This is a genomic window from Pseudomonas sp. 7P_10.2_Bac1 (genome assembly GCF_025465935.1).
GTDB lineage: Bacteria > Pseudomonadota > Gammaproteobacteria > Pseudomonadales > Pseudomonadaceae > Aquipseudomonas.
Genome location: NZ_JANLNV010000090.1, coordinates 81,725 through 97,708, shown reverse-complemented (window position 1 = coordinate 97,708; position 15,984 = coordinate 81,725). Strand labels below are relative to the sequence as shown.

General features: G+C 42.3%; 12 protein-coding genes. 3 read left to right on the top strand and 9 right to left on the bottom strand.

Annotated elements, in window-relative coordinates; all coding sequences use genetic code 11:
- Window positions 1–99 precede the first annotated feature (99 nt).
- From NTD86_RS21755 to NTD86_RS21745, 3 genes are all read left to right on the top strand, one after another.
- Window positions 100–1,002, top strand: a complete 903-nt coding sequence (locus tag NTD86_RS21755) for a GGDEF domain-containing protein (protein WP_262205369.1) — start codon at window positions 100–102, stop codon at window positions 1,000–1,002.
- A 711-nt stretch (window positions 1,003–1,713) separates the two neighbouring features.
- Window positions 1,714–3,156 (top strand): hypothetical protein, encoded by a 1,443-nt coding sequence (locus NTD86_RS21750; protein WP_262205367.1) that lies wholly within the window; start codon window positions 1,714–1,716, stop codon window positions 3,154–3,156.
- 124 nt (window positions 3,157–3,280) lie between these two features.
- Window positions 3,281–5,275: a hypothetical protein gene (locus tag NTD86_RS21745; RefSeq protein WP_262205366.1), complete on the top strand. Its 1,995-nt coding sequence runs from the start codon at window positions 3,281–3,283 to the stop codon at window positions 5,273–5,275.
- Window positions 5,276–5,379: 104 nt separating this feature from the next.
- Here NTD86_RS21745 and NTD86_RS24395 read toward each other — a convergent pair whose 3' ends face one another.
- From NTD86_RS24395 to NTD86_RS21705, 9 genes are all read right to left on the bottom strand, one after another.
- Complete coding sequence (locus NTD86_RS24395) at window positions 5,380–6,114, bottom strand: O-antigen ligase family protein (RefSeq protein ID WP_410017009.1); 735 nt, start codon at window positions 6,112–6,114, stop codon at window positions 5,380–5,382.
- 1,190 nt (window positions 6,115–7,304) lie between these two features.
- Complete coding sequence (locus NTD86_RS21740; protein WP_262205573.1) at window positions 7,305–8,693, bottom strand: undecaprenyl-phosphate glucose phosphotransferase; 1,389 nt, start codon at window positions 8,691–8,693, stop codon at window positions 7,305–7,307.
- Window positions 8,694–8,895: 202 nt separating this feature from the next.
- On the bottom strand, window positions 8,896–9,537 hold the full coding sequence (locus NTD86_RS21735; protein ID WP_262205365.1) for a winged helix-turn-helix domain-containing protein: 642 nt from the start codon (window positions 9,535–9,537) through the stop codon (window positions 8,896–8,898).
- 104 nt (window positions 9,538–9,641) lie between these two features.
- On the bottom strand, window positions 9,642–10,346 hold the full coding sequence (locus tag NTD86_RS21730; protein ID WP_262205364.1) for a winged helix-turn-helix domain-containing protein: 705 nt from the start codon (window positions 10,344–10,346) through the stop codon (window positions 9,642–9,644).
- A gap of 410 nt (window positions 10,347–10,756) precedes the next feature.
- On the bottom strand, window positions 10,757–12,847 hold the full coding sequence (locus NTD86_RS21725) for a YjbH domain-containing protein (RefSeq protein ID WP_262205362.1): 2,091 nt from the start codon (window positions 12,845–12,847) through the stop codon (window positions 10,757–10,759).
- Complete coding sequence (locus NTD86_RS21720; RefSeq protein WP_262205571.1) at window positions 12,844–13,563, bottom strand: capsule biosynthesis GfcC family protein; 720 nt, start codon at window positions 13,561–13,563, stop codon at window positions 12,844–12,846. Before NTD86_RS21720 ends, NTD86_RS21725 begins: the two co-directional genes overlap by 4 nt.
- A 44-nt stretch (window positions 13,564–13,607) precedes the next feature.
- A complete protein-coding gene (locus NTD86_RS21715; RefSeq protein ID WP_410017005.1) occupies window positions 13,608–14,267 on the bottom strand; it encodes a YjbF family lipoprotein in 660 nt (219 codons plus the stop codon).
- 13 nt (window positions 14,268–14,280) lie between these two features.
- Window positions 14,281–15,396: a polysaccharide biosynthesis/export family protein gene (locus tag NTD86_RS21710; protein ID WP_262205570.1), complete on the bottom strand. Its 1,116-nt coding sequence runs from the start codon at window positions 15,394–15,396 to the stop codon at window positions 14,281–14,283.
- Between the two features lie 85 nt (window positions 15,397–15,481).
- Window positions 15,482–15,799: a hypothetical protein gene (locus NTD86_RS21705; RefSeq protein WP_262205359.1), complete on the bottom strand. Its 318-nt coding sequence runs from the start codon at window positions 15,797–15,799 to the stop codon at window positions 15,482–15,484.
- Between the last annotated feature and the right edge of the window lie 185 nt (window positions 15,800–15,984).

Sequence of the window (15,984 nt, the reverse complement as noted above, 5' to 3'; positions counted from 1 at the left end):
CCGTTTTTACGCCGCAGCCCATAGCGCCGAAAATAACAAAAGTTTGCTGCTTTCAAACGACAAGCCGCCACACGTCAAGCGGCTGAGACAATTCGCGCCATGATTGACTTTAAACAGATGGCTTTAATTCTTGATGCACTACCCGACCCAGCTTTTATCTTGTCCCGTAGCGGGAAGTACGTCGAAATATTTGGTGGGCGAGACACTCGTTATTACCACGATGGCAAAGGCCTTATTGGGTTGTACCTTTCAGACTTGATAAGTACAGAGAAGGCAAACTGGTTTCTCGCAAAAATTGCCCAGGCATTAGATACCCAGAAACTACTGGTCGAAGAATACGAACTCAGTAATCGGGACGTAAAAGGCCTACCCGATGAAGGCCCGAAAGATGCCATATGGTTCGAAGGCCGCATCCAGGCCCTGAGTTTTCAAGTGGACGAAGAAGACGTCGTACTCTGGGTCGCAAGTAACATCTCAGAGCGTCATTACCTCGAAGTCAAACTCAGAGAACTGAGCGATACCGACCAACTGACCGGCCTTTACAACCGAAGAAGGCTTGAACACGACCTTACGCTGCACCACCAATCATTAATGCGATATTCATCGCCGACGTCGGTCTGCATGTTTGACCTGGACAACCTCAAACTAATCAACGACACCCAAGGGCACCATGTGGGAGACCAGATGATCCAGGCAGCGGCCAACATCTGCCGTACCGCGCTGCGCCAAAACGACACGGCCTGCCGTTTTGGTGGGGATGAATTTGTCGTGGCCCTGCCCAATACCGGACGTGAACAAGCCATACAGTTTGCCGAACGATTGCATGGTTGCTTCAAGCAAGAGCTCGATCTGTTTTCGGTCGGCAATACAGTTGTCACCGCGAGCATTGGCATCACCACCATGCTGGCGGAAGACAGTTCGTATGAAGACACGCTCAAGCGAGCTGATCGCGCGCTGTATGAGGCGAAAAATACGGGGCGGAACAGGATTGTGTGGGGGTGACACATTCGGGCTTTGGGTGTTCGACCACGCTGAGTGGAACACATACGGAGTTTTTGAATTGCCTTGACCTACACACCCATCGACTCATTCGGAGCCGACCGTCAAGCGTCACGATCGCTTAGGCCGCCCTGAGAGCAAATAAGCTCATCTACTCAAAGCCCCGTAGATCGATGTCTGCGGGGCTTTTTGCTGAACGAAACGCAAGAAAGGCGGGCGCGACTGAGGGAAAAGTATGAAGGTGGTCTTGGGAAAATTCCTTCGCATTACGAGGTGTATGTCTTACCCGTTCATCGGAAAAAAGATAATCGGGGAGGTGCGATTCAAGACTTGCGTATACACCTTATCTAAGGCGCGTGACTTCAATGCCATTCTTGCAGCCCGTCTGTCCGTTGAAAATGCGAACAGCAGCTGCGAGTAAATGAGGCGCCGGGAATACAGCTCAAAGATGCCCCGGGCACCAATGTGCACTGGCTTTCCAAGTGTTTAACAGATCGTTCTGTGGTTTCAAAAAGCGGTTTATGTGGGGTAGGTGCAGGATGCGCCAAGCTTAACCCTAGGTCTGGATAACTGCTGCAGAGCTATGCATTTGGAGTGATCGGATGATCATGAAAATTTATTCATCCTTTTAATAGTCACCCATGGCCATTACCTATCTGTTAATTGTCATCGCTATAATGGCGGTTGTCATGGTTTTTATGAGGTTTGGCAGTAATGGTTACTCGCCGTCAATTATTGAAATTCAGTGCCATCGGCTTCGCATCACTTACAGTACCTATTGCCTATTCTGAAGCTAGTGATAATGAAATAGGTATGAATACACAGCTGCGTATTGATAGCTTGCTCGAGTTGAAGAAACAAAATTATAAAAAAAAATCATTATTCGTTGAGGATTTCGGCCTTGTGGATACCCCGAAAAATACAAAGATGACAATGCAAAAGGCAATTAATTATTGCGCTGCCAAGAGAGTTGTTTTACGTAATAAATCAATGATATATACAATCGATACTTCAGATTGCGGAATAGAAATACCGAATAATTTTATGTGTGATTTCGGTGGGGCCTGGATAAAACGTGCGATTGGGAATAAAACTCCACATGATATGTGGGCTAACTCGGATCAAGTAAATGGTAATGCAGGAATAATAATTTGTGGTGTAAAGTTCGATGGGCAGGCAGCAAAGGATGAGTTAAGTAATAAGTACCCAGAGCATAGATTTTGTGGTCTTAGATTAATAAAATGTGAAGGGCAACTCATAAGTGTACAGGTGGATGATACATGTAATGGCGAAATTCAAGCTGAGGGTACACGAGGTGGAATAGTTCTAGAAAACTCAGTCTTTATGGATTGCTATGAATTACAGGCAGATAACAATATAGGGACAGGACTTTTTATTGTGGGCGGGAAAGGTAAGTTAACTAATTTTAAATCAAATAATAATGCAGGGTCAGGTTTGTCCGGTATACAGCCAGGATGGGTTTTTGAGTCATTAAGTTCAATTGGATCGGGATATTCAGGCATATCATTGAATGGGGCAGGATGGGTTGCAAACGATGTTTATGGTGCTAAAGCCGCTGTGGGATATGCTGGTGTAAACTTCGGTCATGCTTTGCCTATAACCTCCAATGCTGTAGGAGGGGTGGCCTCTAACGTTGTTGCAGAAAACAACGAAGGTTGGGGTATAAATGTAACATCAAGCCCAGGTATACAAGGAGCTAATTGGCTAGCACGTAATTCTGGTGACAACAATATTAGATTGATAATGTCGCCAGGAGCAAAAATAACACTGAAGAGTGAAAACGCGGGTGCTAATGGCCTGTTGATAATTGGAGCTGGGCATTATGAAATAAGTGCAAATATTTCAGGATCTAAAGCGAGTGGTATATACGGACGAAATGGTGCAGATATAGCGATTTCTCCAGATTCCATAATAGATAGGAATGGAACCAATGGAGGTCTTGTCGCTGAGATAACATTAGATACCAAATCCAAAGCATCGGTAGCAGGAAAGGTTATAAATGGAATGGCTTACGGTGTGCAAAGTACCGATTCAAGTGTTGTAATAATTTCTGGCGGGGTAGTAGAAAATAATGCTCTAGGTAATATGCGCGAAACTACAGGAGGGGTAGTGCGTTATGAGGGCAGTAGGAAGTGACTGATTTTTATAAATGATGCAAGTATGTTCGAATATCTGAAATATTTAGATGCGAGTATGAAGAAAAATTTTAAATTCTTGTAGCTTGTCGAATTCGAAGTAAATAACTTTGAGTGATATAGTCATGAAGCGTAAAAAAAAGAGTAATTATTGCAGTGGTAAATTTCTTAAATATACTAGGGGTAAATTGCAGCGCTTAGAGGCATTAAATGACAAGTTGTTGGTTGCATGTATTGGTCGAAATGGATCGCGTATAAATATTATTGAGAATGTAGTAGGAAGCTTTGAATCAAGAATGATAGTTAGAAACAAAGGACAGGTTAAGATATATGCTCATAGTAGTTATGAAGCACCTATTACCTATGAACCAGGAATTGAGTTGGTTCGTACATCTCAGACCATTACTTATCTAAAAGATGAGTATCGCGCTAAAAGTCAATTTTTACCATTCACAACTACAACTTGGGAGGCTGATAAATTAAGATTAAATCTGATTGGCGATGACTCTCTTAGACAGGATGTTGGAAGTCTTACTGATCCACAATTAGGAGCTGGTATTGTTGGAATGGATGGTCGTCTATTGCGTGATTACTTGAAGCAACAAGAGTACTATTTAACCATAGAATATTTTGGATTGACGGATACACCTCTTAACACAAGAAATACTATGCAGGCGGCGATATTTTTTTGTGCTGAAAATAATATCCTGCTTCGCAACAAAGCAGCATTATATGTCATAGATGTATCAGAAGAGGGTATTAAAATACCCAGTAATTTTATGTGTGATTTAGGAGGAGCATGGATAAAACGTGCTACAGGAAATATTACCCCACATGACATGTGGTCAAACTTAAATCCTGCAGAAGGGAATTTCGGTTTGAATATCCGAGGTGTGAATTTTGATGGCCAGGCACAGACTGATAATCTTGATAATAGGTTTCCAGAGCAGCGATTTAGTGGATTAAGGCTCATAGGCTGTGAAGGGGAACTAAAAAATATTAGGGTGGACAACACATGCAACGGAGAAATTCAAGAAGAGGGGATACGCGGTGCGATTTTACTTGAGCGTTCAATTTTTATAGATTGTCAGGATATTAGGGTTAATAACAATATTGGTACTGGATTGTTTATTACAGGAGGACGAGGGAGAATACAAAACTTCCTTGCCAATAATAATTCAGGTTCAGGCTTATCGGGAGATCAGCCCGGTTGGAGGTTTGATTCAATCAGTTCAATTGGTTCAGGCTATTCAGGTATTTCGTTGAATGGACCGGGCTGGATTGCACGTGGTATTTACGCTTCAGGAGCAGCGGCAGGCTTTGCAGGTGTAAATTTTGGTCATTCATCACCTATAAGTTCTAATTCTATTGGTGCAATTGCATCTGATGTTGTAGCTGAGAATAATGAGAGTTGGGGGATTAATGTTACATCCAGTCCAGGCATACAAGGGAGCAATTGGGTCGTCCGGAGATGTGGTGATAGTAATATTAGATTAATTGACTCGCCCGACGCTAAACTATTTCTTGTAAGCGAGGATGCATCAGGGAACGGACTTCTAATTGATGGCAAGGGACATTACGATATTGATGCGCGAATATCGGGGTCTAAAGCCAGTGGAATTTATGGGCGTAATGGTGCAAGCATAATAGTTTCTGTCGGCTCATTAATTATGGGGAATGGATGTAATGGAGGGTTTACAGCAGAAATTACATTGGATACCGAATCAGAAGCTATAGTTTACGGTAGGGTTTTAAATGGTTTTGCATATGGTGTTCAAAGTTCAGCTTCAAGTGTTCTAATTGTGTCAGGTGGAACAGTAAAAGGACATGCGCTAGGAAATATTCGAACGGCATTGGACGGAATAATACGCTACGAAAATGCAAAATTTAGTGATGATCCTACCAGTGGAACTTTAACAATATTGGCGGGGACAGATATACTTCAGGTGTTTAATGGGAACTTGATGGATCCGAACAGAATAGTTTTAACACCAGCCAATATGGCTGCATTAAGATTGGGAGTTCCTTTCATAGAGAATTTTGATATAGGTGTGAGTTTTACTGTCAAGTTATTATCGATTGCCAATTCGGATGCGAGTTATCGTTATGCAATTTTGTAAGAGTAAAGCCATGATAAAAATACAGTTGTATTATTTTTTGATTTTAAAGTCTAGGACTATAGATTGATTTATAGTCCTAGTTTAGAAGATTAATAGTTAGTGGTCTAAGATGAGTGTACAGTTTGTGGCACGGGGTTGATTGTAGCATCTCGACAGAATCGTATACAGCACATTGATATGAAACAAAAGATAAAAAAGACCTGATGTTTAGCAGTGTTTGAATTTGAAAATGAACTGATTAAAATTGGCAGCATAAATGCCAAGAAAATGAAAAAGCATTTTGCAGAATAAATGTTCTCATAATACAAGATGCGCACTTTTTTGAATCGAGATAGTGGATAAATATAGATGTATGTTATTAGTCCGATGCCGATGAAAATGCCATAACTTACCAGATAGTTTAGGTAGTCTGAGTGCGGGTCAAGTAAGACTGCGAAAGGGGATTCGTAGTTGTATTTTAAGAAATTCCAGACCATATTGCCAACTCCAAATAAATAGTTGTCAGCTATCATTTTTAGAGTGATTCCCCAAAGAATTAGTCTAGTGTTGATCGAGCTTGCATCGCCATCATATGAGTAGTCTCCAGAAAAAACACCTGTGGCTGCGAGCTTAGTCCCATACATATATGCGAAGAAAGAAAATACTAGAAGTGCGATTACGCATGCTGTGTAAGTAAGAGACCGTTTAGCTTTAGATCCCTTAGATAACATCATGAAGATAATAATTTGCGAAGTGATTGCAGCTGCCAAAGCACTTCGAGTTCCAGTAAGCCACAGTGCACATATCAATGCTACGCATAGGGCATAGCATGCTAGGCGATGCAGCCTTTTTTGAACCATCAGTTTTGTTCCAGTACCTATAAATAATATAATTCCTGCAAGGAAGTTTCCGTATACGTTGGTACCAAAGTTGCCGCTACTAAGTCTGTCTATTATTCCTCCGCCACGTAATGTGGTTGTGACCAAAGATTCAATAAGCAACAAGATAGCTGATAGACAAACTCCCCAAAAAAAGTAACGAAAAAACTTAGTCTCTTTGAATAAAGAGGAAAGAAAAATGCAATAGATAAAATATCTTAGTTGATATAACCCAATTAAAAAACCTCCCAAAATTGTTGAGTTATTTAAATAGCTAATTATGTGGAAAATATAGTATGCGATTAGGGCTGACAGTAGAACTAAAGGGAGTTTTATAGCTTTGAGGTTTAAGTCACGATAGTATCTGCATAAAATAATTAAGCAGAAAATATCGATGTGTGTAAAAAAAGCGAAATCAGAACTATTGGTCTCCCAAGTTGGTCCCATAATGTTACTAGGAAATAAATCATTAATCGTGTTGGGGACTGTCATTGCAATTAGCGGAAGCAAAAAAAATAAATATTTCTTATTTGATAATGCGCCAATCGTGAGGATTAAAAAATATACTAGTGATATTATAGTCAGCGCGCTTACTGAACGCTGTACATATCCGGGAAAATTTGGGGATATAAGTGAAAATAAAGATTGCCCTACAATAACCAGAGTCGCAAGAAGCAATATAAGATTTAGCCTAAAATTCGAAACCACGTTGACTATCTCTACTAGACGATGAGGCGGGGAAGATCCCGCATTTTTAAAGAAGCTGACATTATCATGATTTTATATTATAGGCAATTGATAGATAAACCTTTGTCTAATGCAGTTTAATTTTGATAAGAAGAATTATATTTTTACTGGATGGATATCGAAAATCGCATCTTGATCTATGCTCTGCAGTTTAGAGAATTGTAAGTGAAGGCGGGTAAGCAGTTGATGGTTTATTAGTGAATGTATACTATTTATATTCCTTGCTATCTACTTATGTGCTCTCAAAGAGTGAAAATTTGGATAAATATGTTTTTATCTTATGGGTAAATAATTTTTTTATGTCGGCTTACTATTCATAAATAGAAAATTCCGATCGTTATCGGCATTGGCGAGCGCGACCGGAATGGTGGTAAATTTGATGGTTTGAAGTTGGTGTTTTATATTTATTGAGATTAAATCCGTTATTAATATATGTCCTTAGATATCAAGGTGAATGGCGTTTTGATCATGATTTTTATATCAAGCCAAAGAGACCAATTATTTATGTAATGAAGATCAATCTCGACTCTTTTTTGCATTTTCTCAATTGTATCTGTCTCTCCACGGCATCCACTGATCTGTGCTAGGCCCGTGATACCTGGTTTGATTCGATGGCGAGCCATATAAGCGTGGATTTTACCCGTGTAATAGTCATTATGAGCTACAGCGTGAGGTCGTGGCCCAACAAGAGCCATATCTCCATGAAGGACATTGAACAACTGAGGCAATTCGTCGAGTGACGTACGTCGGATAAATCGGCCTACTGTTGTCACACGAGAGTCATTCCGGCTGGCTTGTTGAACATGTTTATCGTCATGAACTTTCATGGAGCGAAACTTTAGAACCTGTATGACTTTGCCATTCCATCCATGGCGTTGTTGTTTGAATAAAATTGGTCCTGGTGAAGATAGTTTCACTGCTAGCGCAATCAATAATAATAAAGGACTCAAAAAAACAATTGCGATAAAAGCTAAAGAGCGCTCCATCAGCGCTTTACTAAAAGCCGCAGTTGGATAGCTCGTCAATGGACTCTCGTTCAGATGAATGGCTGGGCGCCCGCCAACTTCACTAACAGAATGATTCAATAGGAGCATACTATCAAGATCTGGGATCCAGACAACGTCGACATTTAAATCAAGTAGGTCGATATATAGAGCTTCTATACGTTGGGCGTCTTGTAGTGATAAAGCTATATAAAGGCGGCGTATGTTATGTTCGTTAATAAGTGCTCTCAATTGTGTGAGTTCGCCAACAATAAGTGGCGAGTTTTCTGCGTCCTCAAAAGGTGAGGCACTAACAACGCCGACTAATGGAAAGTGATTTTGCTGAATAAAACTATCTGCTAGTTTGAGTGCAACACCATCCGAGCCAATTATAAGGCTATTGTAATGATGGCTGTTACGCTCGTGGTAATGTCGGGACAAATAGTGGAGTAGTAAGTATGGAGGGATTTGGATAGCATATCCGATCATCGCCCAAGACATAATAACTTCGCGTGAAAATAATTCGCTGGATTTAGTGATGAAGGCAACGGTGCTTAAGCAAGTTAGTGTAAATGTCCAGGCGAGTAAGAGACGAAGTAATCCGTTTAAATAGCTATGTCTTTTGTAATATGCATTAGTTGCAGAGTATGCGGGTACCGATATAAGTAGTGTTAAGATGCCGGCAGCGCGATAGTGGAAATCAACACTTCCATTCTTGGTGTAGACCAAAATTAATAGTGTTGAGATAACAAGGCTCATAGAAATGAACCACTGCCCCCAGAATGTAAGCCCTCTGGCGACGGATTTTCGATCTATACGTGTATGTATCAAAATATCAGCCTTGTAAAAGTGTCTGATTGCGAAAAAGTAGTTAGTATTAAATTTTAAAATACCAAGCACTTCTGGTGTGGTTTGTAGGTACTCGACATTAGATTTTTAGTTTATTTTTTAATAAAGGATTATCAGTTTTAAGTTGTCGAGATCTTACGAAATTTTAAAGTGTGACGACTGATGCATTCATGGTCTGTACCTTTTAATTTGAGTTCTCAGATATTTTTCTCACGTATAGCGGTGAGTGAGTGTTCGATGATTGAGCGATTTGTACATCCTGAACTAAGCAATAGCCGCGGTTACGGACCGAACGGAATAAACGCTCGCCAAAAGTGGCTCTAAATTTTTGTTGCAATCGGCTCAGTGACATTTCGAGACCGCTATAATTTTTTGAATCCTTATTGATTCCTGTTATAAGCTCTTGTTTGCTGCAAACTCGCTCAGTACTCAGTGTCAATGTGTTGATCAGTAATGACTCAATAATTGTAAGTTTAATCTGGACATTGGCCTTGCTAAGTTCTCGAGTAGTAAAATTAAAGAGCCAAGTCTGCGGTGACATAGAGTAAGTAGAAGGAATATTAATTTTAGGGCTTGGCAAGTCGGAAACCGAGACTCTATTTAGATTTTTAGAGTGTAATGGATTTAAAATAAGTGAAAGCTTATCTAGCGAGTTTTTTTTATTTCCCCCTTTCGCTGTTAGCCATATTTTATTATCGTTTATAATTTGCGTAAGGTTATCGAGTCGGGGGCTATGAGTAAGTTCAAAATCAGGTGCTGGCTTTTTCGATGATGAGGTATCGCTTTTAGGTAATTTTCCTTCAGGAGCAGTATGCATTACCTTCATTGTTGGGTTCCTCCATGAGTCGTAACGTAATCTCAAGCATCTTATTTTAATTGACCAGATACAGTGATGTATTTTAATCGTATTCTTAAGATTTAAGTATTAGATTAAATCGATATGCTTCCTCGACGCAGGCGATAGCCATGAGCACGAACACTGAGAATGAGCTCAACATTATATGTTTTTTTAATTTTGGTTCTTAGGCGACTAATGGTTTTCTCTAAGGCTCTAGGGTCATAAAAAATAATATTCGGATCTAATGTTTTAGCAATACTGTCTTGGCTCATGACGTGCTCAGGAGCTTGTACAAGTGCGTCGATGATTATCATTTCAGTATATGTGATTTCAATTTTTCTAGTTGCACTAAGCAGCAACAGTCTGGTTCGATCGAGGTGTAATTGAACAGGTGATATCCAATGCGATTCTTGTATAGCTTGTGAAAGTAGGGCCCGCCTCTCTCGCTGATCATTAGGTAACTTTAAGCAGTGATCAGCACCTGAAACATAGTGTTGAGTGCTAGAGAACGATTTAGTGTGTGTTACCAATATGAAGATGCAAGTCGATTGATTAGTTTTGCGGATTTCTTCTATGCATCTAATACTGCTATCGATATCATTTAAAGTATTGATTTCGAAAAAAACAGCATCGACTTGCTTGAGGCATAGTGTGTCACTCAATGCTGGGTTAGAGGCATCAAGGTGCAGAAAATCTGATGATATCAGTTTTTTAATATCATTAATCAAAATTTCTGATTGTGCAAAAATCAGCACAGAAGCACCTGGAATATTAGTTTTGTATCCTGACAAAAGCATATCACTTAACCTAAATGTGTAGAGGCTACTTTTTTTGCCATTCCTGTCTCCAAGAAGTCTGACATTTTAAAATGATATAACTCTGATTCTCATAGGGGAAATAGTTAGGGCGGATGTAGCTGTCTATCAATTTCTTAAGTTTAGAGTGAAGTAAGATGATGACACATAATAGAGCCTAGCAGTATTTAGATGGCTATCGAATAATTAAATTGAAGAGAAGTTTATTCGCGGCTAAAGTTATAGCAGTTCAGTACTTAGGTGAGTTTGCATATTATAAAAAAATTGTTGCTTAAATCATCTTGAATATAAACATTCGGAGTAGCTGCGATTGTGACTACTCCGAATAGCTTCAAAAGATAGATAGGCCAATATTCATCGCCTTGTCATTATATTTTTCTGCATATTATTTTTTATTCTGTAATTTTTCCGAAATTTTCATAGAAGGCATCCCGATTGCGGCCATCGGTCATCGTATGTAGAGAGTATTGACGATGCAACATGGCACCACCGTCCCGTGTGAGTGGAGCCCATGCAATATTCGCGCGACTCATGGTGGATACACTCATCATTTCATCGAAAGGAATCGAGATGTAGATGCCTTTATCGAAACTACCTTCCCCATATTCTTCTGATGAGGCTGTTGTACGAGTCACCCAGCCACCGAATTTAACACCATTGGGGAACTCTCGGGATATGTCGATAGTAGTTCCCCAGTCGCGGGCTAAATAACGCCCTACACTGATTGCTGCATCTAAATCGAATGGTAATTTTGTGTAGCTGGTTATGTGCCCAGTGACAGTTCGGTAATCACGCAAGCCAAAATCTTGCTCATAGTCACGCTGACGCACATAGTTCAAATCAGCCCCAATTGACCATCGTTCCCCCATCGGCCGGTATAGCAGTTCACCCCCTACACCCGCGTACATTGACTCTAGATACCCGCCATAGACCATGCCGTATAAGTCTTGGTCGAGCTGTTTGGCACGATTGAGTTGAAGTGCTGGCATCGTGACATCCGATGTTGTCACGTATTTGCGTAAATCTGTTCTTACACGAGGTAATCCACTTGGAGCATCATATTTAAACTTATCGTAGTTATTCAGCAAGTTCGCACTAATACCACCACTCGCCCAAGTACCAGGGGTGAAGCGGTACTGTCCCTCAGCATAAGCGCTGATTTGATACAACAGAAACCCATCTGGACCACCAATATTTTGTTGATAGCCCAAGCCGAATCCGTATGTGAAAGGATCATTTTTTTGGGTATAGAGCACATTTTCGGTATGAGGAACAGCCCGATTAACCTCAGTCGCACGATGCAAGTTAACTAAATCTTCTTCATTATTCACAACGTTACGGAAAGTCTCTCGCGGTATGCTCGTTTCCTCTATAGGCATGTCATAACGCTTGTTGACCAAGGTAAACCACTTGATATCGTTGTTGGCACTATTGTCAAGAATTCGACTAGCTCGACCCGCGCCCTTGGCCGCATAAAAATATTTTGACTGTTCGCCATATACCATTATCTCGGAGTCACGCTGGGCAATACGATCCACTTTATATCCGGCATTATCCTCTAATTGTTTGGACACGCTCGCCCAGTCAACTTGATTAAGAGGAATTGCGGGTTTTTCGACCGGAAGTGATTGGGCAGGTGGATCAAATGACTTGGCAGGGGCTTTTCGACTAATAAAATTTGTATGCAGCGTGATACCGAACAGTGCGGTATTGCCACGCTCCCACCCTATGCTCAGATCAACGTTTTCGTTAAGCTTGTACACAGCACCGATATTGATAGGCGAGTCTTGAACCTGGTTGTTATTTCTAGGCTCACTTTTATAATCGTTCCCGTCAAATTCAATTTTCACACTTAGTGGCGACCAAGGGGTTTGGTACCCAATACCTCCAAATATTCCGGGTTTTCCTCGAAAATAAGAACTTGTACTAACTTCGCCAGCAGTACCTGCGGTTGTATTAAATGGGCGTCTATCAAACCGATTATCTATATAACCAAGTGGATTTTTGAAGTCTCCTCGGTTGCCAATATAACCCCATGCTAAACCCAGACTAAAATCTAAGTCTTTATAGCGTTTGTTAGCTACAAAGTATTCACTAGAGAATAAGCCTGTACCACCGACATCACGAAAGCCTAGTGCTACTTCGGGGAGCCAATGGTTTTCTTTTAATAATCGAGCTTTAACATCCACCGATTTGTCTTTATAGCTTTGATTACCGCTAAATGATTCCGGACCATAGGGACGGTTAGTAATTGCGGTATAACGAAATGTCCCTTCTAACCAATCCAGTGGTTGCAACGAAAGGCTATAACGCGAGTAAGGATCTGTGCGATTGGCATTCAGGCTCAACTCACCAGCAGGTGCCATACGTGCGGTTGGTGTTTGTAACAAACCTACGCCACCGAAATCATTCTGGGTATAACGCGGCTCCGCATGTACCAAGCCATACGGTAATAAGGCGACTACAACAAAACGTAACTTCAAGGTGCAACCTCAGCCAGCGGTTGAGTGGCGAGAAATTGCGCCAACTGCTCATTCAAATCAGGCGTGGGTAAATCAGGATTATCGTTGCGTACAGGCACAAGAATTGTACTTCCGGCAGCAGCATACACACCATCTTGACGATTCCAAGCCGCTATAGCGACGCGTTGATAGTTACCGTCTGGATGGATTAGCCAAATGTAATCGGCTTCTGCTTCATCCAATGATGGGCAGTTCTCAAGGTAATCACGCGCTTCTTGTTGCGGTTGATAGGGCAGGGTGCAAGGCTCTGGCACCGCTCCAACAACTGTAACCGTATTGATTCGACTTGGGTAAATTAGGCTATCGCCATCATAGAGAACATAATTACGAGCAAAACCTACCTCTAATGCAACAGGATCAAGTACAGCAACCTTACGGCCTGTTACGGGTAGCTGAGAAACTTCATCATGAAGATGCGCAGCAAGAGCTGCCAACCCCATTTTATTATTTAGCAAAGCGCCGCGTTGCAGCATTTTTAGGTCGAACAGAACACCAACCTTCAGGCGCGTCTGTTGTTCTAGGAGCGGATGGTGCAACCAGGCTGCGGCAAGCCAATAGCTTTCCGGATTCGGCTTGGCATGCTCCATAACGTCCAGTAAACGGATTCCTGGGGTGTACGCTACGACCCCAGGATTGAGAACATCTCCACTTACGGAGATTGCAGCTTGGCTGAACATTGCATGGCTTAGTAGCAGACACAGTGTCAGCTTTTTCAAATAACTCACCGGGTTAGCTCCCAGTCGGATCGTAAGTGCACAATAGTCAGAAATAATTCAGGGGTTACATATTGTTCGCTTTGCAATATCAATCCGTCATCCGGCTGGATCCAATAGCGATTTGTGCCTTTCACGCTTAGTGCGGGGATTTCAAATTTTTCATCGATCCGCTGTAGAGTCAGTGTCTTGCCAATAATGGTTACGGTCTCTAGTCCTTTTATATTGAAGCGACTATTAACTTCTAAACCAACTTGTTTACCCTGGTAGATATCTATAAAGCGTGTGCTGGTTTCGCCTTCAGTGACATGCTGTAGCCCACGCTTGAACGGAGATTCACCGCTAAAGCGAGTGCCGTCAAGACCAGGCTCTAGACCCACCGTTCGCACTACAAAACCGTTTCGCATCAGCAAAACTTGCTTACCGGAAGCGACCCAAAACTGCAGATCGCCCTGTTGACGAAGCTTTGCCATCACCCCTTCGCTTGAAGGGGTGGTGACCTTGATTTGTGCATACGGCACAGCAGCAACATCCGCCTTTGTTAGGTGTAATGGGGCGGGGCCCTGAACGGCGGCTTTAAAGGTATCAATCGAACCTTTCATTAGTGGGCTGCAACCACACAGCCACAGACATGCCACCAGGCATGAACGGTTACGAAAAGTATTCAATACGACTCAAACCTTATCGGCTATTGGCTTCACTGAGATTATTAGTAGCAGACGCGCCTGTTCCTAGAATAGTTGCTGACGGTAGCAATTGGCTGATCAGGCGGTTCCAGCGTGTCACCTGAGCTGGACCAACGTAAACAATATCCTGTGGTTTAAGTTCGAATTGCGTTGCAATAGCGAGAGCTACAGGAGACTGGGCATCCAATTGATAAACTTTGGCCGGCTCTGTTTCTAAGTTACTAGCGCCTCGAATCACAAATAAAGCATTACCGTTAGAAGTCGCTTGATTTAAGCCACCTACGGATCCAACAACATCAGCTAGATTTAAGTTTTTAGTTTTGAATCTAATTGCTTGAGGTGCAAGAACTTCACCCATCACATATATTTTTTTACGATCATTGTAAGGTAAGTACAATTGATCGCCGTCTCGTAAATAAATATTATGAAGTTGTGAGCCATTTGCTGTATTGAGCGCATCCATATTCAGCAAATACTCATGGCCATCTCTAGTTAGTCTTAGGCCGGATAAATCTGCATTCAGGGGGTCTACTTCCGCAGCTCCCAATGCTTCAACGATGCTTACAGGTGTAGTAGTGATTGGCATCGGACCTGCTTTGATCACAGCACCAGTTACAATCGCTTTTTGGCTGGCAAAACGCAAAACGTTTAAATCGACTTGGGGGCTGTCGATGTACTGTGCTAGACGGTGCGCAATGATGGTACGGAGCTCTTCAATGCTTTTTCCAGCAGCCTCAACGTTGCCGATATAAGGATAGAAGATAGTGCCATCTGGTCGAACCAGGCGCCCGTTTGCGTCAATTTGCTGTTGTGGACCAGAGGGCGCTGTCAGTTCGGGGTGATCCCAAACGGTGATGTACAGCACGTCGTTAGGACCAATTTTGTAGGCCTGAGGCTTGAATGCCAGCAGTTCTGCTGGCACCGAGCTAGAAACGTAGGTCGCTGCGTTTTGAGCAATGAGTTTAGGAGTGATCGGAATCAACTCAACTCGACTGCTTTCTGGTGAGCCTTCAGTACCGATCTCACTGGTATCCAGATATTGACCGGGGGAAAACATACAACCTTGCAGGGCGAACCCTGCAAGTACCGCGAGCGACAAACTACGAATCATCATTGGGGACACTTGTAAAAGAAACACATCAAAATCAAAGACCTGGAGGGATCCAGGTGGTTAGTTCGATCGATCTGGCAGGGACTTAGCGAGTAGTACCGGTAGTGCCAGTTGTTCCTGTAGTGCCTGTGGTTCCAGTAGTGCCGCCGTTGCTACCACCGCCACCGCCGCCGCTGGAGGAAATTGCTGCAGCGCCTGCTGCGAAAGCAACACCTACGCCTACGGCTGTAGCTGTGCTTACGCCACCCAGGACGCCAGTAGTGGTGGCCAAAGAAGCCTCAGAACCGGCGGCTGGTGCAGCGACATCAGAGGAGGCAGCAGACGCAGCAGACGCTGGGGCTTCAGCTGCAATTGCAGAAGTGCTCAGAGCCAGTGCTAGAGCGGAAATGATAAATTTGTTCATTGAAAAATCCTTTTGATAGATCAGCTGTAGTGGCTGTGATACCGGAGGATGCAGCTGAAGTTGTGAACTGTCGGACGCTTCGTGCGGTGGAGCACTGACAATGCACAGTGCCTAACCCAGCACGAACGACTTCAGAAGCATTCTAATTGCAATATCAACTCAAGAATACCTGTGTATTGAGGTTT